21 protein-coding genes and 1 pseudogene are annotated in these 25,479 nt (G+C 62.8%); 13 read left to right on the forward strand and 9 right to left on the reverse strand.

Annotated elements, in window-relative coordinates:
* Positions 1-39: 39 nt before the first annotated feature.
* The 3 genes from ACWKWX_RS03975 to ACWKWX_RS03985 form a co-directional block, all read right to left on the reverse strand.
* Positions 40-459 carry a DUF3010 family protein gene (locus ACWKWX_RS03975; RefSeq protein WP_416427257.1) on the reverse strand — a complete coding sequence of 140 codons (420 nt, stop codon included), beginning with the start codon at positions 457-459 and terminating at the stop codon, positions 40-42.
* A gap of 24 nt (positions 460-483) precedes the next feature.
* Entirely contained in the window at positions 484-909 is a 426-nt protein-coding gene (locus ACWKWX_RS03980) for a lysozyme inhibitor LprI family protein (RefSeq protein WP_483827067.1), read from the reverse strand.
* Positions 910-1,037: 128 nt separating this feature from the next.
* Positions 1,038-1,970, reverse strand: a complete 933-nt coding sequence (locus ACWKWX_RS03985; RefSeq protein WP_483827068.1) for a hypothetical protein — start codon at positions 1,968-1,970, stop codon at positions 1,038-1,040.
* Positions 1,971-1,989: 19 nt separating this feature from the next.
* Between ACWKWX_RS03985 and ACWKWX_RS03990 the strand changes: the two genes are divergently transcribed.
* From ACWKWX_RS03990 to etfB, 6 genes are all read left to right on the forward strand, one after another.
* Positions 1,990-2,967, forward strand: a complete 978-nt coding sequence (locus tag ACWKWX_RS03990) for a dipeptidase (protein ID WP_416427254.1) — start codon at positions 1,990-1,992, stop codon at positions 2,965-2,967.
* 51 nt (positions 2,968-3,018) lie between these two features.
* On the forward strand, positions 3,019-3,549 hold the full coding sequence (locus ACWKWX_RS03995; RefSeq protein WP_483827069.1) for a DUF5943 domain-containing protein: 531 nt from the start codon (positions 3,019-3,021) through the stop codon (positions 3,547-3,549).
* Positions 3,550-3,564: 15 nt separating this feature from the next.
* The gene (gene dgcA, locus ACWKWX_RS04000) at positions 3,565-5,625 is read left to right on the forward strand and encodes a dimethylglycine demethylation protein DgcA (RefSeq protein WP_027980259.1); all 2,061 of its coding nucleotides are present in this window, start codon (positions 3,565-3,567) and stop codon (positions 5,623-5,625) included.
* Between the two features lie 159 nt (positions 5,626-5,784).
* Positions 5,785-7,731, forward strand: coding sequence for a dimethylglycine demethylation protein DgcB (gene dgcB, locus ACWKWX_RS04005; protein WP_483827070.1), 1,947 nt, complete (start codon positions 5,785-5,787; stop codon positions 7,729-7,731).
* Positions 7,731-8,951 (forward strand): electron transfer flavoprotein subunit alpha, encoded by a 1,221-nt coding sequence (gene etfA, locus ACWKWX_RS04010; protein ID WP_483827071.1) that lies wholly within the window; start codon positions 7,731-7,733, stop codon positions 8,949-8,951. Before dgcB ends, etfA begins: the two co-directional genes overlap by 1 nt.
* Before the next feature lie 7 nt (positions 8,952-8,958).
* Entirely contained in the window at positions 8,959-9,729 is a 771-nt protein-coding gene (gene etfB, locus ACWKWX_RS04015) for an electron transfer flavoprotein subunit beta (protein ID WP_473004718.1), read from the forward strand.
* A 91-nt stretch (positions 9,730-9,820) separates the two neighbouring features.
* On the opposite strand, the gene ACWKWX_RS04020 is transcribed toward etfB, so the two are convergent.
* From ACWKWX_RS04020 to gbcA, 4 genes are all read right to left on the reverse strand, one after another.
* The gene (locus tag ACWKWX_RS04020; RefSeq protein ID WP_483827072.1) at positions 9,821-11,497 is read right to left on the reverse strand and encodes an ATP-binding cassette domain-containing protein; all 1,677 of its coding nucleotides are present in this window, start codon (positions 11,495-11,497) and stop codon (positions 9,821-9,823) included.
* On the reverse strand, positions 11,494-12,693 hold the full coding sequence (locus ACWKWX_RS04025; RefSeq protein WP_483827073.1) for a YcaO-like family protein: 1,200 nt from the start codon (positions 12,691-12,693) through the stop codon (positions 11,494-11,496). Before ACWKWX_RS04025 ends, ACWKWX_RS04020 begins: the two co-directional genes overlap by 4 nt.
* A gap of 530 nt (positions 12,694-13,223) precedes the next feature.
* A complete protein-coding gene (locus tag ACWKWX_RS04030) occupies positions 13,224-13,484 on the reverse strand; it encodes a hypothetical protein (RefSeq protein ID WP_483827074.1) in 261 nt (86 codons plus the stop codon).
* Positions 13,485-14,277: 793 nt separating this feature from the next.
* Positions 14,278-15,573, reverse strand: a complete 1,296-nt coding sequence (gene gbcA / locus ACWKWX_RS04035) for a glycine-betaine demethylase subunit GbcA (RefSeq protein ID WP_473004716.1) — start codon at positions 15,571-15,573, stop codon at positions 14,278-14,280.
* A 284-nt stretch (positions 15,574-15,857) separates the two neighbouring features.
* Here gbcA and gbcB point away from each other — a divergent pair, with 284 nt between their 5' ends.
* Positions 15,858-16,958, forward strand: a complete 1,101-nt coding sequence (gene gbcB / locus ACWKWX_RS04040; protein WP_416427247.1) for a glycine-betaine demethylase subunit GbcB — start codon at positions 15,858-15,860, stop codon at positions 16,956-16,958.
* 111 nt (positions 16,959-17,069) lie between these two features.
* On the opposite strand, the gene ACWKWX_RS04045 is transcribed toward gbcB, so the two are convergent.
* Positions 17,070-18,785 carry a methyl-accepting chemotaxis protein gene (locus ACWKWX_RS04045; protein WP_483827075.1) on the reverse strand — a complete coding sequence of 572 codons (1,716 nt, stop codon included), beginning with the start codon at positions 18,783-18,785 and terminating at the stop codon, positions 17,070-17,072.
* Positions 18,786-18,980: 195 nt separating this feature from the next.
* Here ACWKWX_RS04045 and ACWKWX_RS04050 point away from each other — a divergent pair, with 195 nt between their 5' ends.
* The 4 genes and pseudogenes from ACWKWX_RS04050 (at position 18,981) to ACWKWX_RS04065 (ending at position 21,570) form a co-directional block, all read left to right on the forward strand.
* Positions 18,981-19,211 (forward strand): hypothetical protein, encoded by a 231-nt coding sequence (locus tag ACWKWX_RS04050; protein ID WP_416427246.1) that lies wholly within the window; start codon positions 18,981-18,983, stop codon positions 19,209-19,211.
* Positions 19,208-19,510 carry a cell division protein ZapA gene (locus ACWKWX_RS04055; protein WP_416427245.1) on the forward strand — a complete coding sequence of 101 codons (303 nt, stop codon included), beginning with the start codon at positions 19,208-19,210 and terminating at the stop codon, positions 19,508-19,510. Before ACWKWX_RS04050 ends, ACWKWX_RS04055 begins: the two co-directional genes overlap by 4 nt.
* Before the next feature lie 287 nt (positions 19,511-19,797).
* Positions 19,798-20,706 (forward strand): annotated as a pseudogene (locus ACWKWX_RS04060) (HAMP domain-containing protein); the annotation flags it as partial.
* Positions 20,707-20,841: 135 nt separating this feature from the next.
* Positions 20,842-21,570, forward strand: a complete 729-nt coding sequence (locus ACWKWX_RS04065; RefSeq protein WP_475502981.1) for a methyl-accepting chemotaxis protein — start codon at positions 20,842-20,844, stop codon at positions 21,568-21,570.
* 3 nt (positions 21,571-21,573) lie between these two features.
* On the opposite strand, the gene ACWKWX_RS04070 is transcribed toward ACWKWX_RS04065, so the two are convergent.
* On the reverse strand, positions 21,574-22,611 hold the full coding sequence (locus ACWKWX_RS04070; protein WP_416427244.1) for a threonine aldolase family protein: 1,038 nt from the start codon (positions 22,609-22,611) through the stop codon (positions 21,574-21,576).
* Positions 22,612-22,940: 329 nt separating this feature from the next.
* Between ACWKWX_RS04070 and glyA the strand changes: the two genes are divergently transcribed.
* Positions 22,941-24,194, forward strand: a complete 1,254-nt coding sequence (glyA, locus tag ACWKWX_RS04075) for a serine hydroxymethyltransferase (RefSeq protein ID WP_416427243.1) — start codon at positions 22,941-22,943, stop codon at positions 24,192-24,194.
* Between the two features lie 16 nt (positions 24,195-24,210).
* Complete coding sequence (locus ACWKWX_RS04080) at positions 24,211-25,461, forward strand: sarcosine oxidase subunit beta family protein (protein ID WP_416427242.1); 1,251 nt, start codon at positions 24,211-24,213, stop codon at positions 25,459-25,461.
* Positions 25,462-25,479: the final 18 nt, after the last annotated feature.

The following is a 25,479-nucleotide window of genomic DNA, read 5'->3' on the forward strand; positions in this document are numbered from 1 at the left end:
CACCGCGATTCTGCAAGCACGCCGCCACGGGCGGTGACGTCAGCGGGTCTTGAGCAGCAGGGCGCACGCGGCCTTGTAGGCGTCGTGCTGATATTTGTTCAGCGAGGCGGGCAGGGCGAGGTCGTGTTTCTTCGCCTGGGCGTTGATGGTCTGCGGCGACACCAACTGCACGTCGCAGCCTTCCAGCAGCTGCAGCATGCCTTCGATTTTGAAGGTGATGGGGCCGCCGGCGAATTCGCCCTTCTTGCTGCGTTTCTTGATGGCCAGGTGGGTGATGCCGTTGGCGCTGACGAACTCGGCAAGCTGACGGGCAAAGGCTTTCACCTGCGCGGCATCCTCATCGTCGTCCAGGGCCAGTTTCTTTAGTGGCAACGCCAGGTGCTCAAGGGTGCCGCTTGCGTGGCTGGCCAGGGCGAAGATGGCTTCACTGGCTTTGATGTCGATACCGCAGATTTTCATAAAATGCCTTGGTGAAAGAGGGGCTTACTGCTCGGGCACATCGCCTTCGTCACCCGGGTTGGCCAGGGTCTGCAGGTATTCCGACCGTTCGTCGCTCTTCTGTGCGATGCAGTCGTCCTGGGCAGTGGTGAATTCCGGGGTGCCCGGCTTGGCTTCGAAGGTCTCGATGGCGCAGTCGGCGTCGCGGGTCTTCTCCCACTGGGCCTGGGCGGCCGTAATCAGGTCCTTCATTTTCGCCTGCTTGGCCGGCTCGCCGCTGAAGTTGGTCTTGGCGCGGTCGAGCAGGTCCTTGTAGGCATCCTTGAGCTCGCTTTCGGCGGTTTTCTTGTTGTACGCCGAGCAGGCCAGGCTGGCCTTGCTGTCGTCAACGTTGTCGCAGGGGGTAGGGCCGTCTTCGGCCGCGTGGGCACCCAGGGAAGCCAGAGCCAATACCAGTAACCAAGATTTCATGTGCGAGATCCCCGCCAAGATGAGCAGAACAATGGCGGGGATTTTGGCGCACGGCGGGGCTAAAGAACAGGGGCTGTCAGTGAAACTCTGTGGTCAGGCGGGGCATTTTGTCCCTTCTGCTGCGTCGCTCACAGGTGGATCTGCTCCCACAACCGCCGGCGCTCCTCCTCAAACCATGGCGTGAGGGTAGCCATCATGGTGTCGAACCGGCCCAAGGGGAGCGTCACGCTGAACCCCCTGGCAAGTTCATCGCTGGCCGAAGGGTAACTTGACGCGCCTAGCAGCTTGCCTGACAGGGTGAACGCACCGTAGATCGTCACAAACACAGCGCCCAGCAACAGCTCCCCGCGACTGGTGAGGGAGGGCACGGGCAGAATTCTCAGCGCAAACTGTTTATCGCTGACCGCGCTGCTGGCGCGCAGCAGCCCGCTGGCCGGGGTAGAGCTGCGTAGCGCGGCGATACTCCTGCTGATCAGCGTATTAGCCCCTGCGCAGCCTATGACTGATGCCATTCGCCTTGCGACCCGCTCCACTTCATCCAGGCCATACATCTCGCGACGAGTGACGGTGCCGTTCCCTGATGCCTGCCAGCCCAAGGTGACCAGCGTCTGGCGGTATACCTGCTGCCAGCCCAGGCTTCCAATCGGATGGTGCTCGCCGGCTCGCAGCCCAGCCAGATACGTACACCGGTCAATGCCGTCCAGGTGCTCGTCGCTGATGCCGCGGGACACCGTCATGATGTTGCTCTCGACCACCAGGGCCAGGTCGTTGTGGCAGGCACTTGGCCTTTTGCAGCTGTGTCGCTCGTCCGTAATCATACAATCGCCCTCATCCGTAGGCCGCAGGAACAGCCGCGGATTGCGACTGATATTTGCCAGCGCCACCCTAGACGCCAGACCGCCCGGTAGGTAAATCGGCAAGGCTTCCGGCCCTTGAAATTCGGGGCCGGCGCCCGGCTTGACGCTTTCAGTGATTCCCCTGTCGTTTTTGCATCCGGCTGCCGGGGCGCGCAGGCATATGCTGGCTCCAAAGCGCCGGCAGACGATTCGGCGCAGGTACATACCTAAAGGGGACAGCCTGATGAGCCCAGCCGAACTGCACGCCGACAGCATCGTTATCGACGGGCTGATCATTGCCAAATGGAACCGTGAGCTGTTCGAGGACATGCGCAAGGGCGGCCTGACCATGGCCAACTGCACCGTCTCGGTGTGGGAAGGCTTCCAGGCCACCGTCGACAGCATCTGCAAGAGCCAGAAGTTGATGCGCGAAAACAGCGACCTGGTGATGCCCGTGCGCAGCACCGCCGACATCCGCAAGGCCAAGGAGCTGGGCAAGACCGGTATCCTCTTTGGCTTCCAGAACGCCCATGCCTACGAAGACCAGATCGGCTACGTGGAAGTGTTCAAGCAGCTGGGCGTGGGCATCGTGCAGATGTGCTACAACACCCAGAACCTGGTGGGCACCGGCTGCTACGAGCGCGACGGCGGCCTGTCGGGCTTCGGCCGCGAAATTGTCGCCGAAATGAACCGCGTGGGCGTGATGTGCGACCTGTCCCACGTAGGCTCCAAGACGTCCGAGGAAGTGATTCTCGAATCGAAAAAGCCGGTGTGCTACTCCCACTGCCTGCCTTCGGGGCTCAAGGAGCACCCGCGCAACAAGTCCGACGCGGAACTGAAGTTCATCGCCGACCACGGCGGCTTCGTGGGCGTGACCATGTTCGCGCCGTTCCTGGCCAAGGGCATCGAGTCGACCATCGACGACTACGCCGAAGCCATCGAGTACACCATGAACATCGTCGGTGAAGACTCCATTGGCATCGGCACCGACTTCACCCAAGGCCACGGCCAGGACTTCTTCGAATACCTGACCCACGACAAGGGCTACGCCCGGCGCCTGACCAACTTCGGCAAAATCATCAACCCGCTGGGCATCCGCACCGTGGGCGAATTCCCGAACCTGACCGAGACCCTGCTCAAGCGCGGCCACAGCGAACGCGTGGTGCGCAAGATCATGGGCGAAAACTGGGTCAACGTTCTGAAGGACGTGTGGGGCGAGTAACGCCTTAACCCGCCTCACCCCCTTATTTCAAATTTCTGGAGTTAAGTTTCCATGGCCAAGATCGCCCCGCAATTGCCAATAGAAGTCGACAGCGAGACCGGTGTCTGGACCTCAGACGCCCTGCCGATGCTGTACGTACCGCGGCATTTCTTCGTCAACAACCACATGGGCATCGAGGAAGTGCTGGGCGCCGACGCCTACGCCGAGATCCTCTACAAGGCTGGCTATAAATCCGCCTGGCACTGGTGCGAGAAGGAAGCCGAATGCCATGGCCTGGAAGGCGTGGCGGTGTTCGAGCACTACATGAAGCGCCTGTCGCAACGCGGCTGGGGCCTGTTCAAGATCCAGGGCATCGACCTGGAAAAAGGCACCGCCAGCGTCAAGCTTGAGCACTCGTGCTTCGTGTACGTGTACGGCAAGGTCGGCCGCAAGGTGGACTACATGTTCACCGGCTGGTTCGCCGGCGCCATGGACCAGATTCTGGCTGCCAAGGGCAGCGCCATCCGCACCGTCGCCGAGCAGGTGTACGGCGGTTCGGAAGAAGGCCACGAAGATGGCCTGTTCACCGTCAAGCCGTTGTAAGTCGAGGACACCGTCATGGCTTTCGAAGCGATGTTCCAGCCGATCCAGATCGGCAAGTTGACGATCCGCAACCGCGTGCTCAGCACCGCGCACGCCGAGGTCTACGCCACCGATGGCGGCATGACCACCGATCGTTACGTCAAATACTACGAAGAGAAAGCCAAGGGCGGCATCGGCCTGGCGATCTGCGGCGGCTCGTCCAGCGTGGCCATCGACAGCCCCCAGGGCTGGTGGAAATCGGTGAACCTGGCCACCGACAAGATCATCCCGCACTTCCAGAACCTGGCCGACGCCATGCACAAGCATGGCGCCAAGATCATGATCCAGATTACCCACATGGGCCGCCGCTCGCGCTGGGACGGCGAGCACTGGCCCACGCTGATGTCGCCGTCGGGCATCCGCGAGCCGGTGCACCGCGCCACCTGCAAGACCATCGAGCCCGAGGAAATCTGGCGCGTGATCGGCAACTACGCCAGCGCTGCGGCGCGGGCCAAGGCCGGCGGCCTGGACGGCGTGGAGCTGTCGGCGGTGCACCAGCACATGATCGACCAGTTCTGGAGCCCGCGGGTCAACAAGCGTACCGACGAATGGGGCGGCAGCTTTGAAAACCGCATGCGCTTCGGCCTGGAAGTGATCAAGGCCGTGCGCAAGGAAGTGGGCCCCGACTTTTGCGTGGGCCTGCGCATCTGCGGCGACGAATTCCACCCCGATGGCCTCAGCCACGAGGACATGAAGCAGATCGCCAAGTATTACGACGACACTGGCATGATCGACTTCATTGGCGTGGTGGGCTCGGGTTGCGACACCCACAACACCCTGGCCAACGTTATCCCCAACATGAGTTATCCACCGGAGCCGTTCCTGCACCTGGCCGCTGGTATCAAGGAAGTGGTCAAGGCGCCGGTGCTGCACGCGCAGAACATCAAGGACCCCAACCAGGCCACGCGCATTCTCGAAGGCGGCTACGTGGACATGGTGGGCATGACCCGCGCGCACATCGCCGACCCGCACCTGATCGCCAAGATCAAGATGGGCCAGGTGGACCAGATCAAGCAGTGCGTGGGCGCCAACTACTGCATCGACCGCCAGTACCAGGGCCTGGACGTGCTGTGCATCCAGAACGCCGCCACCTCGCGTGAATACATGGGCGTGCCGCACATCATCGAGAAATCCACCGGGCCCAAACGCAAGGTGGTGGTTGTCGGTGCCGGCCCGGCGGGCATGGAGGCGGCGCGGGTGTCGGCCGAGCGTGGCCACGACGTGACGCTGTTCGAGAAGAAAGACTTCATCGGCGGGCAGATCACCACGGCGTCGAAGGCGCCGCAACGTGACCAGATCGCCGGCATTACCCGCTGGTTCCAGCTGGAACTGGCGCGCCTGAAGGTGGACCTGCGCCTGGGCACTGCCGCCGACGCGGCGACCATTCGCGACCTGCGCCCCGACGTGGTGGTGCTGGCCGTGGGCGGCCACCCGTTCCTGGAGCAGAACGAGCACTGGGGCGCCGAAGAAGGCCTGGTGGTGAGCAGCTGGGACGTGCTGGACGGCAAGGTGGCACCGGGCAAGAACGTGCTGGTGTACGACACCATCTGCGAGTTCACCGGCATGTCGGTGGCCGACTTCCTCGCCGACAAGGGCGCCCAGGTGGAGATCGTCACCGACGACATCAAGCCGGGCGTGGCGATTGGAGGTACGTCGTTCCCCACCTACTACCGCAGCATGTACCCGAAAGAAGTGATCATGACCGGCGACTTCATGCTGGAAAAGGTCTACCGCGAGGGCGACAAGCTGGTGGCGGTGCTGGAGAACGAGTACACCGGGGCCAAGGAAGAGCGCGTGGTGGACCAGGTGGTGGTGGAGAACGGCGTGCGGCCGGACGAGAAGCTCTATTACGAGTTGAAGCAGGAGTCGCGCAACAAGGGCCAGATGGACATCGAGGCGCTGTTTGCCATCCAGCCGCAACCGGCGCTGAGCCAGGCCGGCGATGGCTACCTGCTGTACCGCATCGGCGACTGCGTGGCCCAGCGCAACACCCATGCGGCGATCTACGACGCCCTGCGCCTGTGCAAGGACTTCTAAGCTCGGCGTAACCGCGTAGCAGCTGCCGCCAGGCGGCGTCGGGCCGCACCGCGGCCCCTGCGATCCTGACCCGGACGAAAGTCCTGCGGCCTTTATCGCAGCCTGGCGGCAGCTCCTACAGGAACGCATTTATTTCGCTGTACTGGTGGGAGCCCCCCCATGCTGAACACTATCCTCCCCATCCTGCTATTCGCCGCCCTGGCCCTCGGCGTGCTCGGCGCCGTGCGCCGGGTGCGCCTGTGGCGCCAGGGCCGGCCGGCTGCCGTCGACCTGCTGGGCGGCCTGCTGGCCATGCCGCGGCGCTACATGGTCGACCTGCACCACGTGGTGGCGCGCGACAAATTCATCGCCAACACCCACGTGGCCACGGCCGGTGGCGCGGTGCTGTCCATCGTCCTGGCGATCCTGGTGCACGGCTTCGGCCTGCATAACCGCATCCTTGGCTACGCACTGCTGTTCGCTACCGTGGTGATGTTCGTCGGCGCCGTGTTCGTCTTCAAACGCCGCCTGAACCCGCCTTCGCGGCTGTCGAAAGGCCCATGGATGCGCCTGCCGAAAAGCCTGCTGGCGTTCTCTGCAAGCTTCTTCCTGCTGACCCTGCCGGTGGCTGGCATCCTGCCCGCCGATTTCGGCGGCTGGGTGTTGGCGGCGGTTCTGGCGGTGGGCGTGCTGTGGGGCGTGTCCGAGCTGTTCTTCGGCATGACCTGGGGCGGGCCCATGAAGCACGCCTTCGCCGGTGCCCTGCACCTGGCCTGGCACCGCCGCGCCGAGCGCTTTGGCGGCGGCCGTTCCACCGGCCTTAAACCGCTGAACCTGGCTGATCCGGCTGCGCCGCTGGGCGTGGAAAAACCCAAGGACTTCACCTGGAACCAGCTGCTGGGCTTCGACGCCTGCGTGCAGTGCGGCAAGTGCGAGGCGGCTTGCCCGGCGTTCGCCGCCGGCCAGCCGCTGAACCCCAAGAAACTGATCCAGGACATGGTCGTGGGCCTGGCCGGTGGCACCGATGCTCACTTCGCCGGCAGCCCGTACCCGGGCAAGCCGATTGGCGAGCACGGCGGCAACCCGCACCAGCCCATCGTCAACGGCCTGGTGGACGCCGAAACCCTGTGGTCGTGCACCACCTGCCGCGCCTGCGTGGAGGAGTGCCCGATGATGATCGAGCACGTCGACGCCATCGTCGACATGCGCCGCCACCTCACCCTGGAAAAAGGCGCTACCCCGAACAAGGGCGCCGAGGTGCTCGACAACCTGATCGCCACCGACAACCCCGGCGGCTTCAACCCCGGCGGCCGGATGAACTGGGCGGCCGACCTGAACCTCAACGTGATGAGCGAGAAGAAGACCGCCGACGTGCTGTTCTGGGTCGGTGACGGTGCCTTCGACATGCGCAACCAGCGCACCCTGCGCGCCTTCGTCAAAGTGCTGAAGGCGGCCAAGGTCGACTTCGCCGTGCTGGGCCTGGAAGAGCGCGACAGCGGCGACGTGGCCCGCCGCTTGGGCGACGAGGCGACGTTCCAGCACCTGGCCAAGCGCAACATCCAGACCCTGGCCAAGTACAGCTTCAGCCGCATCGTCACCTGCGACCCGCACAGCTTCCACGTGCTGAAAAACGAATACGGTGCGTTCAATGGGAAGTACGAAGTGCTGCACCACAGCACTTTCATGGCCGAACTGGTCACCAGTGGCAAACTCACCCTGGGCCAGCACAAGGGCGGCAGCGTCACCTACCACGACCCGTGCTACCTGGGCCGCTACAACGGCGAATACCAGGCCCCGCGCGACGTGCTCAAGGCCCTGGGCATCGAGGTGCGCGAAATGCAGCGTTCCGGCTTCCGCTCGCGCTGCTGCGGTGGCGGTGGCGGCGCGCCGATCACCGACATCCCCGGCAAGCAGCGTATTCCCGACATGCGCATGGACGACATCCGCGAGACCCAGGCCGAACTGGTGGCCGTGGGTTGCCCACAGTGCACGGCCATGCTCGAAGGCGTGGTCGAGCCCCGCCCCCTGATCAAGGACATCGCCGAGCTGGTGGCTGATGCGCTGGTGGAAGAGGCAGCGACGGCAAAGCCAATGCCGGCTAAACGTATCCCTGCGGAGGTGCACTGATGAGCGACATTATTCGCCGCGACCCGCGGGCCGAGAGAATTGCCCGCAACCGCCTGCACCCGCTGCACGCGGCCATGCAGCCGGTGCAGGCGTCCTGGATGGGGCCTGCGGGCGTCATCCGCAAGAACCCCCATGCCGTGGGCTTCATCGGCCCCAATGGCATCAAGCGCATTGACCGCAGCGGCGCGCAACAGGGCGGCACGAGCAAGCGCTCAGCGGCCGTGGAGGTGCTGTTGCCGCTGCATCGAGTGCCGGAGCCGGCGTTCTATATCGCGGTGGTGCCGGACATGGTCGGTGGCCGCCTCAGCAGCCACGACCGCGACCTGCTGGGCCTGGCCCATCAGCTGGCGGGCAGCGACGGCGCAGTGCTGGCGATCGTCTTTGGCGAGCACAAGGAAACCAGTTTCTCCACCGCCGGCGTCGATCGCCTGCTGGAAATCAGCGGTGACGAATACGACGGCTACGCCCCCGAGCAACGCATCCAGGGCCTGCGCGCCGTGGATAACCAGTTCAACCCGCGCCACTGGCTGCTGCCCGACAGCCGCAGCGGTGGCGGCGAGCTGGGCCGGCGCCTGGGTGCCAGCCTGGGCGAACGCCCGGCCACGCGCATCTGGCAGGTCAAGGACGGCCGCTGCGTGGGCCGCGCTGGCGCCGGCCAGCAGGACATTAGCCGTGCCTTGCCGCGGCTGATCCTGGCCGCCGCCGAATGCGCCGAGCCGGTGGATGAAACCCGCCACGAGGCGCTGCCGGTGCAGTTATCCACAAGCGTGGCGCGCAGCCTGTCGCGCATCGAAGACCTGGGTGCGGTAGCCGTGGACCCGGCCGCCATTCCCATGGCCGAGGCCGAGTTCATCTTCTCCGGCGGCAACGGCGTGCGCGACTGGGAGCTGTTCCACAGCACCGCCGCGGCCCTGGGCGCCACCGAGGGCGCCTCGCGGGTGGCCGTGGACGATGGCTTCATGACCCGCGACCGCCAGGTGGGCGCCAGCGGCACCTGGGTCACCGCGCGGGTCTACGTGGCCGTCGGCATCTCCGGCGCCATCCAGCACCTGCAGGGCATCGGCGCCTGTGACAAGGTCATTGCCATCAACCTCGACCCCGGTTGCGACATGATCAAGCGCGCCGACCTCTCGGTGATCGGCGACAGCGGCGAGCTGCTCAAGGCGCTGATCGCCGCCGTGGACGCCTACCGTAACCAAGCCAAGCGCGATGCCGCCTGAGGTGCACATGAACATGAAAGTCGTCAGCCTGGTCTCCGTCGGCGCCCACCCTACCTCCGGCCGCAGCCGCCGCGCCGAACAGGACGCCCGCGCGGTAGAACTGGGCCTGCAGCTGGCTGGGGATAACTTGCAGGTGGTGCACGCCGGCGACGTCCGCGAGCCGGCCCTGCGCAGCTACCTGGGCATGGGCCTGGCGCACATGGACGTGCTCGAACAACCGCCCGGCAGCGACGTGCTGCCGGCCCTGGCCAACTACCTGCACGACGTTGGCGCGCAACTGGTGCTGGCCGGCAGCCAGGCGGAAACCGGCGAAGGCTCGGGCATGCTGCCGTTCCTGCTGGCGGAGCAGCTCGGCTGGCCGCTGGTTACGGGTCTTGCCGAAGTGGAGTCGGTAAGCAACGGCGTCGCCCAGGTGCTGCAAGCCCTGCCGCGCGGCCAGCGCCGGCGCCTCAAGGTGCGCCTGCCGCTGCTGGCCACCGTCGACAACGCCGCCCCCAAGGCCCGCCAGAGCGCCTACGGCCCCGCCCAGCGCGGCCAGTTCCAGGTGGACCGGGTGGAAATCGTCGAAGACCCGTTATCCACAGGCGCCGAACTCAACCCCGCCAAGCCACGGCCCAAGCGCCTGAAAGTGATCAAGGCCAAGAGCGGCGCCGACCGCATGAAAGCCGCCACCGCCAAGGCCAGCGGTGGCGGCGGGCAGGTGCTCAAGGGCGTGAGTGCCCAGGAAGGCGCGCAGGCGATATTGAAGTTGTTGGTGGAGGAGGGGGTGGTGCGCTGAGGCGTTGCAGGCAGGAGTGGCATCTGCTAGTGGGTGTTCGAACTAATTTGATGTGGACTGCAGCCCCGACATAGCTGCTGCCTGGCGGTGGCTACAGCGTGGCAGCGAGTTGCTTGAGCGTTTCGCGAATCAGGTGCTCGTCCTTTAATTTTGCCCACGGGCCGTCTGCCAGCACGCCGCCTGCACTCATGACAATTACCCGATCAAAAAGGGCCAAAGCGTCTATGTCGTGAGTTACGCAAATCAACCCCTTGCCACGGAAGGTAGAAAATAGCAGTTCCCAGACCTGATTGGCTGTTTCCTTGTCCAATGAAGAGGTCGGCTCATCAAATAAGTTGAAATCCCCGGGGCGATTGATTAGCCGGAGCAGGGAAAGCCTTTTCGCCTCGCCACCGGATATGTTCTTTGCACCTTCGGCAATGGCACGATTGTCAACGATATCAATAAGCCCCATCGTGCTGATTGCCTCTCTTAGGGTGGATGCACTATCTCTCCCGAAAAGCACCGAGTGAGCAAAAGACCCTTCCAGAAATTGCGGATGCTGAGGGCAATATCTGACGCGTGCCAAATAATTTCGAAGGTGTGTGGGCTGCAGAGCCACGTCCTCAACCAACAAGTCCCCGCGTCGCGCTTGAACAATGCCTGCAAGTGTCTCGAGCGAGGTTGTCTTTCCAGCGCCGCTGGCCCCAATTATTGCCACCGATTCGTTTGCATCGAAGTCTGCCAGCCCGTTGCTCAACCCAGCTTGACCGCGCAGCGAGATCCGAGCGAAGGGCTCGGTCATTGGTTGTTGTTTCAGATCTCCGATATCAGGCAGTGCGAGCACTGCCGAGAGGCGCTGCTTGTCTACCATGAACTGATCTAGAGTCCGATAGGCTTCAGCCAACCCGCTAATGCTAAGCAAGAGGCCGCCCGTAATCGAGAATACTGCGACGAGCTCACCTACCGTCAGCATCGCTGAACCGGAAGTTTGATCGTGAATGCCCCAGGCTAGAACTCCGGCTGTGCACAGGCCAATGAACAAAATTCTCGCTGAACTCAGAGTCGCACCAGAAGCGGCCACCCGAATAGCTGCTGTTGCGTAGTCGTGGAATGAATCGTCAAGCGGAACCGTGGCGGTAGACTGAGCCTGCTCCAGTTTTATCTGCTTCCCAGCGTGGAGTGTATTGACCAATCTCGTGGAGACTATGTCCTCTTGAACATTGGACTCCGCCAGATGGGGTCTTCTCCAGTTGATGAGCAGGTGGCATATGCTCAGGTATATAATCGACGAAACGACCACTGCGAAGAATACCGTAAGGCCAGCAATGTACAGTAAGATGGCAGAAACTAAAATTATTTCTATGGTGAGTGGGATGATTGCGGTGACAAGAAAAGTCAGGAGCTTTTCATGTGCGGTTATTCCCCGTTCCAGCGATCTGGTTATTCCGCCGAGTTTGAGTGATGAGAATTCCTGGAAGTCCCTTGCGATGATTGACCGGGTCCAGGCTATGGACTTGTCTTTAATCGTATGCTGAACCAATTTGACCAGTTGATAGGTTTGCAATGGGTTGATGATCGATTGCAGTAATATGAGTGTGCTGAAGGCGATCAATAATGACGTGATGCCGATCGGGCTCATAGTTGAGCTGGCGCTTAGGCTGTCGATTATTTTCCCCAAGATAAAGGCAGGGATTATGGTGCATGCTTTCATCAGGAGGACCATTAGGGCAGCGCTTGCAAATAGCGCCTTTCTTGACCTTATGGAGTCCAGCAAAAAGACCATCATATGGTTTCACCGCCCTGTGGCACGGGTCGCACTGACCAAAGGTGTCGCTGTGGAACGACTGGCGAGCCTGATCTGATAAGATTGAACCGCTCAAAACCCGGGATATATACTTGGGTAACCATGCAGCCATCGGCTAATTGTGCTAGTCGTCTAAAAAGGGGACGGAAACCGGCTTGGCTCAACCTGTGTGTCAGGGCGTCGACCTGCTGCTCTACCGTCAACGTGGTTGTTGGTGGTAGGCGTGAGTTATCAACTATTTTATTCCGCAAAGTGTCGAGTTTGATCAGCGGTCGAAGCCTGGGGCATGGGTCGAGTAAATCATACGCTTTTTCGTCCATGGCCTTTTCGGTTTCGTCAAATAGCTCCAGGGCCTGGGCCAGTTCAGTTGTTGAGCGTTGAATCGCAGTTATTAGATCAACTGAGCAGCCGGAGCCAACTGGACAGATGGGATGCCTACCTTTAGGTCGTTTAGGGATTGCAATGCTGAAGAATGTGCCGAATATGGATTCGCAATAGAATATTTTCATCTCCTTTGCCAATCGGATGAATGACGGTAATTCCGAAAAAATGTCTTCTAGAGTGCTGGCTGTCAGAGTGTGCAGCGCAAGACCGTCATGGTGACCGCACACGCTCATGAAAAGTTTAGACAGGATGTGGCGCTCAATTACTTCATTCAGGCCATGCAGGAGTGCTTCGTTTTTCGAACAGCCGAAAGCAGCCCCCGAATTGGTTGAATACCGTGTCAAAAAGCTAAGCTCTGTGTCTTTCCTCAAATTCGCTGCCACGCTTTCGTCGGGTTGCAACAGCGCCAAAGGCACCTTCACTTCCTCACCAGTCTGCATGCAACTCATCACGGCGCAATCCAGTTCTCTGAGCCCCCCCGGAAGGCTGCCTATGATTCCATCCAAGGCAAGCGCGGGTTGGTTGAGTATCTCCGATGTTGAAGAGGCCACCGCGTGGGCGTAGCCTTGTTGCATGACGTAGTGCTCAACGCTTTCTGCGAGTGCACCTATCAAGCAATGCTGGCCCTTACCTGCGCCTTCGGAGGCAATTTCACCATCCTGAGTATGAAGCAAGCAGGTGGCTACACTCTCGGAGTGATTTGCATAAAGTACGGTTGCAGTTAAATCTAGTGATGCAATTGTTTTTCGAATTAGGTGCTCGGAAACGGTGGGGCAATACTCTCGCTCTGACATGGCGTATCTCCTTTTTGGGAAGGGCTTGGGAGTTTCCTCCCAAGCCGTTCATGCATGAAGCCGAATCAAACTCAGTTGTTTGAGAAGAACTTCATTTCACTGGTTAGCATGCCGGTTGAGAAGTCGCCGTTATGAGCGAAAGGAATGATTACGATTTCAGAGCGTTTTTTACCCATGGTTTGTATCTCCTAGCAGTTTTAGTGATGAGGGATTTCCCTCTTTTACCCGCAGAGGATTCCGCGAGTGACTTATAGGTATCATTAGGTTCTAAACGGTATCAACGGGTTTTTTCTAGGATGTTTCCTGAGATGGTGTAGGAATATTTTCCTTGCCTGTAGGAGAAGAAGAAAAATTAAAGTATTTATAAACGGTTACTTGTAGGAATGGAGAATTTTCCTCGCCGGGCAATGCGCCAAAAAATAGAGGAAAAATCCGGGATGAGAGGGGGGCTGGGATAAAAGATCGCAGAAGATCCAAGTATCGGCACGCGACCCCAATCACCCGATCTTGAGGTAATGACCTATCGGGATTCAGGCGCCTTGATCCCGCCGCCCCAACCCCTCCCACCGAATATTCACCCACACCATGAACAACCCCCGTGGCTGCACCGGCCTGGCACGCCGTGGCTGCTGGCGGCGCAACCAGTAGGCCACCGTCACCACCCCTGCCAGGCACAGCGGCAGCCCTACCTGGAGCACCTCCTGCCAGTCGGTGTGGGGTTCGGCGCTGGCGAGGCTGATGCCCAGCAGCAGGGCGATGGCGAGGGCGGCGATGAGGCTATCCGAGTGCATGGGCTATCCCTTTTTATTGGTGCAAACAGATTGATCAAGGACCTGGTGCGCGGCAACCCCGACAGGTGTAGGGGGTGTTGGCCCCAGTTGCCCACATTTCGTGTGCGTGGGCGTGTGGATAAGTTGTTCGTGCTTCGCCAGGATCCAGGCGGATCAAGGGCTGCAGCGCTTTGATCATTAAATGAGCAAGGTAAGTGGCTGTTTTTTAGCAGTTTTCGCTGTGGGTAAAACCCGGTGGCCAGCGAATGTTTCCCACAATCCTTGTTGGTGCCTCTGTGGATAATCTGTTCGCGTAACGCTGGGAGCCTTGCGTGGCAAGGCTCGCACAGGTTTGGTCGTTTTTTGAGCAAAATGATGGTTTTGGCTGATGCAGGCGCTGGAATCCCAATAAACCGCGGGTTTCAGCGGTTTTCCACAGGGCCTGGGGCAGGGCGTCAAACTTGCGCACAAAGTCTGTTGGCGTAACTGTGGATAAGGTGTTCGCCTATGGCTACAGGCCTTGTAACGCGTGGCCTACGGAGCTTTGATCGATTTTTGATCAATTGGCGCTGGGGAAGGTGATTCTGAATAAGTCACGGTTTTTCTTGGGTTTCTTGCACAGGCGGGCAGCAGTTGCCCACATTTGCTGTGGGCCTGGCTGTGGATAAGATGTTGGTGCAAGGCTGCAGGCCTTGTGCAGTATGGCGTTGCCTACAGTTGGTCATTAATTGATCAAGGCGTGGGAGCTGGCTTGCCAGCGAGCTGTTGGACCCGAAAGGCTCGCTGGCAAGCCAGCTCCCACCTCGATCGCAGATTACTCGTGCACCGCCACGCCTTTCAGGTAGGGCGCTGGCGCGGCCCCAAGGTTGCTGAGCATGCGCTCGCTGTACCAGTCGATGAAGTTCACCACGCCAAACTCGTAGGTCTTGGAGTACGGGCCGGGCTGGTAGGCGGTGGAGTTGATGCCTTTCTGGTTTTCCTCGGCCAGGCGGCGGTCCTGGTCGTTGGTGGCGTCCCACACCTGGCGCATGCGGTCCACGTCGTAGTCCACGCCTTCCACGGCGTCCTTGTGTACCAGCCACTTGGTGGTGACCACGGTTTCCTGGGCGCTGATGGGCCACACGGTGAAGACGATGATGTGGTCGCCCATGCAGTGGTTCCAGGAGTGCGGCAGGTGCAGGATGCGCATGGAACCCAGGTCCGGGTTCTGGATGCGCCCCATCAGCTTCTTGCAGCCGACCTTGCCGTCCAGGGTCATGGACACGGTGCCTTTGAGCAGCGGCATGCGCACGATGCGGTTGCGCAGGCCGAAGCTGGCGTGGGCGTAGGGGATCTTCTCGGCTTCCCAGGCGGCGGCGCTGGCCGCCACGTGGTCCTTGAAGGCCTGGTCGGCGCGCGGGTCGGTGACGTCGTCCCACTCCAGCAGGGTTTTCAACAGCTCGGGGTGGGAGCCGCCGCAGTGGTAGCACTCGCGGTTGTTTTCCAGCACCAGCTTCCAGTTGGCCTTTTCCACCAGGGTGGTGGTGATCGCCACCTTGGTGTTCTCCATGTCATAGGGTTCCATGTAGTGCTCGAGCGTGCGCAGGAACTCGTCGATGGCCGGTGGGTTCTGGGCCAGGCTGATGAAGATGTAGCCGCCGGCGGTCTTCACGTTCACCGGTTTCAGGCCGTACTGCTTCATGTCGAAGTCGGCGCCCATCTCGGTGCCGGCGAACAGCAGGCGGCCGTCCAGCTCGTAGGTCCACTGGTGGTAGTGGCACACCAGCTTGGCCACCTTGCCTTTCTCGCTGGTGCACAGGCGCGAGCCGCGGTGGCGACAGACGTTGTGGAAGGCATGCACCACGCCATCGGCGCCGCGCACCACGATGATCGGGTTCTTGCCGATCTGCAGGGTGATGAAGTTGCCCTTGGCCGGAATCTCGCTGGTCATGCCGGCGATCAGCCATTCCTTCTGGAAGATCTCCTGCATGTCGATGTCGAACAGGCGCTCGTCGTTATAGAACGGCTGCGGCAGCGAGAACGTGCGCTCCCGGGTCTGGAGCATCTCAGCGGTGGCCTTGCGTGCGGGTTCCAGCGGGTCGCCCAGGCTCAGGGTAGCGGTAACGTCCATCGTGTGTGTCCTCATGGCCATCTGTGCGGCCGCGAAAAGTGGCTGATACGGTTTGCAACGCAAGGCTTCATTTACAGCGGTTCATTTGCCGTGGAGTGTGCGTCCGCCGTGGCCGCGAACCTTATCCATGGGCGACATGGCCCAATCCATTCCCGACGCGCCAGCCCTTGCACCATGGGGCTGGTCGCCATAAGCATGTGAATGTCGCAGATAGGAAAGTGACAGCGACACGGCCCACGCAGAATCCTTCCCCATGAGGCCGGCAGTCGGCCGTGGAGATGAGCATGTCGAACAGCTTCCTGAGCCCGGTAAACACCCAGACATGGGCCAATGGCCGCCATGTGGTCCGTTGCGTCAAGGTCATCCAGGAAACCTGGGACGTGCGCACCTTCTGTTTCATGGCCGACCAGCCGATCCTGTTCTTCTTCAAGCCGGGGCAGTTCGTGACGTTGGAGCTGGAAATCGAAGGCCAGCCGGTGATGCGTTCCTACACCATCTCCAGCTCGCCGTCGGTACCCTACAGCTTCTCCATTACCATCAAGCGCGTGCCCGGCGGGCGTGTGTCGAACTGGTTGCACGACACCCTGCACGAAGGCCAGGAGCTGGCGGTGCACGGCCCGGTGGGGCTGTTCAACGCCATCGACTTCCCGGCGCCCAAGGTGCTGTACCTCAGCGGCGGCGTCGGCATTACCCCGGTGATGTCCATGGCGCGCTGGTTCTATGACACCAACGCCAACGTCGACATGGTCTTCGTGCACAGCGCCCGCTCGCCCAAGGACATCATTTACCACCGCGAGCTGGAACACATGGCGTCGCGCATCGACAACTTCAGCCTACACATCATTTGCGAGAAGCACGGGCTGGGCGAGCCGTGGGCGGGCTACCGCGGCTACCTGAACCACAAGCTGCTGGAGCTGATTGCCGCCGACTTCATGGAACGCGAGATCTACTGCTGCGGCCCCACGCCGTACATGAACGCGGTCAAGCGCCTGCTGGAGGCGGCCGGCTACGACATGTCGCGCTACCACGAGGAGTCGTTCGGCGCCACGCCGCCCGAAGCCCGCGCCGACGCGGTGGAGAATGCCGAACAGGCGGCCGAGGCACCGGAGCCCGATGCCAGCGAACTGCACCAGGTGGAGTTCACCGCCGCCGGCAAGAGCATCCGCGTGGCCCCGGGGGAAACCGTGCACGCGGCCGCAGCCAAGCTCGGCCTGATGATTCCCAAGGCCTGCGGCATGGGCATCTGCGGCACCTGCAAGGTGATGAAGCTGGGCGGGGAGGTGGAGATGGAGCACAACGGCGGCATCACCGACGAAGACGTTGCCGATGGCTACATCCTGTCGTGCTGCAGCGTGCCGAAGGGAGATGTGCGGATCGAGTACTGATCCAAAGCTGTAGCCGCTGCCGCCAGGCTGCGCTGGCCCTGATGAACACTGGAGATCTTCAGTGAGGCAGAGGGCCAGCGCAGCCTGACGGCAGCGGCTACGGTGTTTCTGTTACAGGCTGAAACGCGCCACCATGTTGTTCAGGTCCACCGCCAGGCGCGACAGCTCGGCGCTGGCCGCGGTGGTCTGGGTGGCGCCGGCGGCCGATTGCACCGACAGGTCGCGGATGTTCACCAGGTTGCGGTCCACTTCGCGGGCCACCTGGGCCTGCTCTTCCGCCGCGCTGGCGATCACCAGGTTGCGCTCGTTGATCTGCACGATGGCACCGTTGATGGTGTCCAGGGCCATGCCGGCGCCCTTGGCGATGTTCAGGGTCGACTCGGCGCGCTCGGTGCTGTTGCGCATCGAATTCACCGCCTGCTCGGTGCCGCCCTGAATGCTGCCGATCATGCGTTCGATCTCGGCGGTGGACTGCTGGGTGCGGTGCGCCAGGGCGCGCACTTCGTCGGCCACCACAGCGAAACCACGGCCGGCTTCACCGGCGCGGGCGGCTTCGATGGCGGCGTTCAGGGCCAGCAGGTTGGTCTGGTCGGCCAGGCCACGAATCACGTCCAGCACCTTGCCGATGTCGCGGGACTCGTTTGCCAGGTTGCCGATCAGGTCGGCGGTGCTCTGCACGTCGGCGCTCATGCGCTCGATGGCGCCCACGGTTTCCTGCACCAGGTCGCGGCCGTCGCTGGCCGAGCTGGTGGCGTCCTTGGAGGCTTCCGAGGTGCTGACGGCGTTGCGCGCCACTTCTTCCACGGCGCTGGTCATCTCGTTGACGGCGGTGGCGGCCTGCTCGATTTCGTGATTCTGCTGGGTCAGGCCACGGGCGCTTTCGTCGGTGACGCTGTTCAGCTCTTCAGCAGCGGAGGCCAGTTGGGTGGCCGAGCCGGAGATGCGCTGCAGGGTGTCGCGCAGTTTTTCCTGCATCTTCTCCATGGCGATCAGCAGGCGGGCGGCTTCGTCGCGGCCTTCCACGTGGATCGGGCGGGTCAGGTTGCCTTCGGCGATCTGCTCGGCGGCGGCCAGGGCCTGGTCGATCGGCCCGACGATGCTGCGGGTCAGCAGCCAGGCGAACAGGAAGGTCAGCACCGCGGCGATGATCAGCAGCGTCACCACCAGGGTGAAGGCCGAGGAGTACTGGGCGGCCGCGGCGTTGTTCATGTCGGCGGTCTGCTGGGTGTTGATGGTCACCAGGTTGTCCAGGGCGGTGTTGACCCGGGCCGAGTTGTCCTGCAGGTCACCGTTGACCACCTTGCGCAGGGTGTCCAGGTCGTTGGCGCTGTTGGCCGCGCGCATGCGCATTTCCAGCTCGTGGTATTCGTCCAGCGCGTTTTTCAGCTGCCCGTAGGCCGCACGCTCTTCAGGGCCGGCGATCAGCGGTTCGTAGGCGGCCTGGGCCTTGGCGATCAGTTGGTTGCGCGAGTCCAGCAGCTTGAGGGTGTCGGCCTGGGTCTGGGCGTCGCGGTTGGACAGCAGGCGGTAGGCCAGCACCCGCATGCGCAGGGTCATCTGGGTGATCTGGTCGAGGTTGGCGATGCTGGGCAGGGTGTTGCCCTCGATCTCTTCGCCGGCCTTGCGGATGTTACCCATCTGCACGAGGGCGAAGACGCCGAGGATGATCATCAGCGCGCCGATGAAGGCGAAGCCGGACAGCGCGCGGGGCGCGATATTCATGTTGCGTAGGGACATGGCGGGTTCCAGATGAGGGCGCGCGGTCCTTGCGACACAAACAGATTTGCCATGACTATCGGACGCTGGGCGCCAGTCTTTAGGGGCCATTTGTCGCAGGGATGGGCCCGGGCCGGAACCGAATGGGCATATGCCGGTCCATCAGGGTCTGTTTCGGGTTTGGCCCGGAGCTTGGCCAGGGAAGGTCGCAACCGCGTATTTCATGGTCCCAAGCCTTATAAACCCTGGCCTGCGCGGCGACTTTTCTTTATCGTTACCGCCCTTTGAACCTGCCGAGAAATCATCATGCTGGAAACAACTCTGAGCCAACTGGAACAACTGGTCAGCGAACTGGTTGAACAGAACCGCGTCCTCACCGAAAACAACGCTCAAATCACCGCTCAACTGGCCCAGGCCAAGGAAGAGAACGAGTCCCTGCAACTGACCCTGATGGAGCAGGAAGAGAAGCAGACCTCCACTGTCTCGCGTATCCAGGCCTTGGTTCAGCGCGCTAGCGCTGGTGCCGTGAGCGCATGAGTACCGGCCAGGAGTCGATCAAGGTCGTGTCGATCCTGGGCAATGACTACTCGCTCAAGGCGCCGCCGGGTGAAGAGCAGAAACTGCTCGACGCCACTCGCCTGCTCAATGCGTCGTTGGCCGAGACCAAACGCAAGTACCCCTCCCTCATCGGCGACAAGTTGCTGGTGCTGGCGGCGCTGAACCTGTGCTCCAAGCAGCTGGAAATGCAGCAGCAGCACAGCGAGGCGCTCAACCGTTATCAAGAGCAAGTCAACGCCACGGTTGATGTGATCAAGAACACCATCAGCCACGGCTGAAGGTAAGCGCCCCGCCAGCGGCGGCGGGGCCTTTGCACTATTGTGTAACCGTTCGTCTGGGTAATGTATACAATCGGCACGGCTGTTGCAGTCTTGCCGATGTAGACATTCAGAGGGTTACACCCATGCAGTTGTGGCGCCGCAGTATTCAATGGCAATTGATCCTCAGCATGGGCAGCGCCCTGCTGGTCAGCATCCTCATCGTGGTGGGCATCTACACCGCGGTGGTCAACCGCCTGGCCCAGACGTATCTATTGGAAACAGCCTTGCCGGCCAGCATCGAGGCCATGCGCAACGACATCGAGCGCATCCTGGCCAAGCCACTGACCGCGGCCGACGACATCGCCAGCAACACCCTGGTGCAGCAATGGCTGGCGGAGGGCGAAAATAGTGCCCAATTGCCATCATTTACCCAGTACCTCGACGGCGTGCGTGGCCAGCAGCAGGCGTTCACCGCGCTGATCGCCAGCGCCAGCAGCAACCACTACTACACCGAGAAGGGCCTGGACCGTACCCTCAGCCGCAACAATCCCCAGGACAGCTGGTTCTACCAGTTTCTCGACAGCGGCAAGCCGCGCACCCTCAATATCGATAATGACACCGCCACCGGCGCACCGACGCTGTTCATCGACCTGCGCGTGCAGCAGGCCGGCAAGACCCTGGGCATCGCCGGCCTGGGCCTGAGCCTGGGCGAGTTGTCCGGGCTGATCCACAACTACAGCTTCGGCGAGCGCGGCAAGGTGTTCCTGGTGCGCAACGACGGCCTGATCCAGGTGCACCCCCAGGCCGACCTCAGCGGCAAGCGCCAACTGGCCGAACAGATCGGCCCCGACGCGGCCAACGCCGTGCTCGGCCACAGCGGCCTGACCACCGGGCGCTTCCAGCGTGACGGCGAAGCCTACCTGGCCCTGGCCTTGCCTTTGCGTGACCTGAACTGGAGCCTGGTGGCCGAAGTGCCGGAAGCGCAGATTTATGCCCAGGCGCGCCAGGCCCTGTGGCTGACCAGCCTGATCGGCCTGGCGGTGGCGCTGGTGTGCCTGCTGTTGGTGGTGCTGCTGGCGCGCGGGCTGGTGCGGCCGATTCGCCAGGTGACCGCCGCGCTGGTGGCCATCGGCAGTGGCGGCGGCGACCTGACCCACCGCCTGGACGATTCGCGTGCCGACGAACTGGGCGACCTGGCGCGCGGCTTCAACCGCTTCCTGGGCAGCCAGCGTGACCTGATCGCCGAGGTGCTGGCCACCAGCGAACGGCTGCGTGGCAGCGTCGGCCAGGTGGCGAAAGTGGTGGACAACACCGCCGATCGTGCCGGCCGCCAGCAGGAAATGACCGACATGGTAGCCACCGCCGTGCACGAGATGGGCCTCACCGTGCAGGAGATCGCCCGCAACGCCGGCAGCGCCGCCGAGGCCTCGCAGACCGCTCGCGATGAAGCCTTGCAGGCAAGGGATATCGTCGGCCGCTCGATTGCCCACATCGAGGGCATGTCGGTGGAAATCGGCAGCGCCGCCGGGGCGGTCAGCGAGCTGGCCGAGCAGGTGGGCTCCATCGATCAAGTGCTGGCGGTCATCCGCGGTATCTCCGAACAGACCAACCTGCTGGCGCTGAACGCAGCCATCGAAGCCGCGCGGGCAGGGGAGATGGGCCGTGGTTTCGCCGTGGTGGCGGACGAGGTGCGCACCTTGGCGCAGCGCACCCAGGCCTCCACCGACGAAATCCAGAAGATGATCGGTCGCCTGAAACAGGGTGCCGAGCACGCGGTGGCGTCCATGCACAGCGGCCAGGCGGCCACGGGGACCGGCGTGGCGTCGAGTCAGCGCACCGGCGAGTCGCTGACCGCCATCACCGGGCAGGTGGAGCGCATCAGCGACATGAACCACCAGGTGGCCACCGCCACCGAGGAGCAGACGGCGGTGACCGAGGAGATCAACCGCAACGTCCAGGGCATCTCCGACCTGGCACGGGCCACGGCCGGCGAGGTGCGCAGCGGCCGTGAAGAGTGCCAGGCCCTGAGCCGCCTGGCCGACGACCTGGCGCGGCAGATGGGTGGGTTCAAGCTGTGAGGATCAGCTCATCACTTGGCGAATATCCGCTGCCAGCTGCCGCACCCGCGCCTCTTCGGTGTCCCACGAACACATGAACCGCGCGCCGCCGCTGCCGATGAAGGTGTAGAAGCGCCAGCCCTTGCCACGCAACGCCTCAAGGGCTGGCTCGGACATTTGCAGGAACACCCCGTTGGCTTCCACCGGGAACATCAGTTCCACCCCGGGAATGTCCGCCACCAGCTGGCTCAGCAGCTGCGCGCAATGGTTGGCGTGGCGGGCGTGCTTGAGCCAGGCGTCGTTTTCCAGCAGGCCCACCCAGGGCGCCGACAGGAAGCGCATCTTCGACGCCAGCTGGCCGGCCTGTTTGCAGCGATAATCGAAATCCACCGCCAATTCATGCTTGAAGAACAGGATGGCCTCGCCCACCGCCATGCCGTTCTTGGTGCCACCGAAGCACAGCACGTCCACGCCCGATTTCCAGGTCAACTCCGCTGGCGAACAGCCCAGGGTGGCGCAGGCGTTGGCGAAGCGGGCGCCGTCCATGTGCAGGTTCAGGCCCAGTTCCTTGCAGGTGGCGCTGATGGCTTTCAGCTCGTCGGGGCGGTACACGCTGCCCACTTCGGTGGCCTGGGTGAGGGTGACCACCCGTGGCTTGGGGTAGTGAATGTCCTGGCGCTTGAGCGCCACTTCGCGGATGGCGTCGGGGGTCAGCTTGCCGTTCTCGCTGCGGGCGGTCAAAAGCTTGGAGCCGTTGGAGAAAAACTCCGGCGCGCCGCATTCGTCGGTCTCGACGTGGGCGGTCTCCGAGCAGATGACGCTGTGGTAGCTCTGGCATAGCGACGACAGCGCCAGGGAGTTGGCGGCGGTGCCGTTGAAGGCGAAGAACACCTCGCAGTCGGTCTCGAACAGGCGGCGGAAGTGGTCGGCGGCGCGGGCGGTCCACTGGTCGTCGCCGTAGGCACGCTCGTGGCCGTGGTTGGCCTGTTCCATGGCCGCCCAGGCTTCGGGGCAGATCCCCGAATAGTTGTCACTGGCAAACTGCTGGCTTTGCTCGTTCATGGCCGGTTCCTTGTGATCGTCTAGCCGGTCACTGTAAACCACCGTCCACGCGGCGCCTATGGGGCACTTGTTACAACGCGCCAACCACCGTAGCCGCTGCCGCCAGGCTGCGCTGGCCCTGCGCCCCGCTGGAGATTTTCAGGGTTCACACCGTCCAGCGCAGCCTTCGGCAGCGGCTACATGAGCTGTATGTCGTTAACGCACCTTTGTGTGGCGCGCGCAGGCATCTGGCCTATAGGCGCCAGCCCTACCATCGCACTCAAAGGGGGCTGCCAGAAGGCCGCTCCCGACCAATACGACAGGCGCCGCGCCGCCGCTGGGAGATCGCGATGTTCAGCAAGCAAGACCAGATCCAGGGTTATGACGATGCACTGCTGGCGGCAATGAATGCCGAGGAACAGCGTCAGGAAGATCACATCGAGCTGATCGCCTCGGAAAACTACACCAGCAAGCGCGTGATGCAGGCCCAGGGCAGCGGTTTGACCAACAAGTACGCCGAAGGCTACCCGGGCAAGCGCTACTACGGTGGCTGCGAGCACGTGGACAAGGTCGAGCAGCTGGCCATCGACCGCGCCAAGCAGCTGTTCGGCGCCGACTACGCCAACGTCCAGCCGCACTCGGGCAGCCAGGCCAACGCCGCGGTGTACCTGGCGCTGCTGGCGGCCGGCGACACCGTGCTGGGCATGAGCCTGGCCCACGGCGGCCACCTGACCCATGGCGCCAAGGTCAGCTTCAGCGGCAAGCTGTACAACGCCGTGCAGTACGGCATCGACACCGACACCGGCCTGATCGACTACGACGAAGTGGAACGCCTGGCCGTCGAACACCAGCCGAAAATGATCATCGCCGGCTTCTCGGCCTACTCCAAGACCCTGGACTTCCCGCGCTTCCGCGCGATCGCCGACAAGGTCGGTGCCTACCTGTTCGTCGACATGGCCCACGTGGCTGGCCTGGTCGCCGCCGGCCTGTACCCCAACCCGATTCCGTTCGCCGACGTGGTCACCACCACCACCCACAAGACCCTGCGCGGCCCGCGTGGCGGCCTGATCCTGGCGCGTGCCAACGAAGCCCTGGAGAAGAAGCTCAACGCCGCGGTATTCCCCGGCGGCCAGGGTGGCCCGCTGATGCACGTCATCGCCGCAAAGGCCGTGTGCTTCAAGGAAGCACTGGAGCCTGGCTTCAAGGCCTACCAGCAACAAGTGATCGACAACGCCCAGGCCATGGCCGGCGTGTTCGTCGACCGCGGCTACGACGTGGTCTCCGGCGGCACCGACAACCACCTGTTCCTGGTCAGCCTGATTCGCCAGGGCCTGACCGGCAAGGACGCCGACGCCGCCCTGGGCCGCGCGCACATCACCGTCAACAAGAACGCCGTGCCCAACGACCCACAGTCGCCGTTCGTGACCTCGGGCCTGCGCATCGGCACCCCGGCCGTCACCAGCCGTGGCTTCAAGGTGGCCCAGTGCACCGCGCTGGCCGGCTGGATCTGCGACATCCTCGACAACCTGGGCGACGCCGACGTGGAAGCCGATGTGGCCAAGAACGTCGCCGCCCTGTGCGCTGACTTCCCGGTTTACCGCTGAGCTGGAGTAGAACCCTATGCAACGTTATTCGGGCTTCGGCCTTCTCAAACACTCCCTCAGCCACCACGAGAACTGGCAGCGCATGTGGCGCACGCCCACCCCTAAAAAGGTCTACGACGTGGTTATCGTCGGCGGCGGCGGGCACGGCCTGGCCACGGCCTACTACCTGGCCAAGGAACACGGCATCACCAACGTCGCGGTGGTGGAGAAGGGCTGGCTGGGCGGCGGCAACACCGCCCGCAACACCACCATCGTGCGCTCCAACTACCTGTGGGACGAATCGGCCCACCTGTACGAACACGCCATGAAACTGTGGGAAGGCCTGTCCCAGGACCTCAACTACAACGTCATGTTCAGCCAGCGCGGCGTCTACAACCTGTGCCACACCCTGCAGGACATGCGTGACTCCGAGCGCCGCGTCAGCGCCAACCGCCTCAACGGCGTGGACGGCGAACTGCTGAACGGCAAGCAGGTGGCCGACGAGATTCCGTACCTGGACTGCTCGAAGAACACCCGCTACCCGATCATCGGCGCCACCGTGCAACGCCGCGGCGGCGTGGCCCGCCACGACGCCGTGGCCTGGGGCTTCGCCCGGGCCGCCGACGCCCTGGGCGTGGACCTGATCCAGCAGACCGAAGTGATCGGCTTCCGCAAGGAAAACGGCGTGTGCATTGGCGTCGAGACCAACAAGGGCTTCATCGGCGCCAAGCGCGTCGGCGTGGTGACCGCCGGTAACTCCGGGCACATGGCCAAGCTGGCCGGGTTCCGCCTGCCAGTGGAATCCCACCCGTTGCAGGCCTTGGTGTCGGAACCGATCAAGCCCATCATCGACAGCGTGATCATGTCCAACGCCGTGCACGGCTACATCAGCCAGTCCGACAAGGGCGACCTGGTGATCGGCGCCGGCATCGACGGCTGGGTCGGCTACGGCCAGCGCGGCTCGTACCCGGTGATCGAGCACACCATCCAGGCCATCGTCGAGATGTTCCCGGTGCTCTCGCGCGTACGCATGAACCGCCAGTGGGGCGGCATCGTCGACACCACCCCGGATGCCTGCCCGATCATCTCCAAGACCCCGGTGCCGAACATGTTCTTCAACTGCGGTTGGGGCACCGGCGGCTTCAAGGCCACCCCCGGCTCGGGCAACGTCTTTGCCGCCAGCCTGGCCAAGGGCGAGATGCACCCGCTGGCCAAGCCATTTTCCATCGAGCGTTTCCACAACGGCGCGCTGATCGACGAACACGGCGCTGCCGCGGTCGCCCACTAATTACAGGAGAAGTCCTTC

The organism is Pseudomonas imperatae (assembly GCF_057128625.1).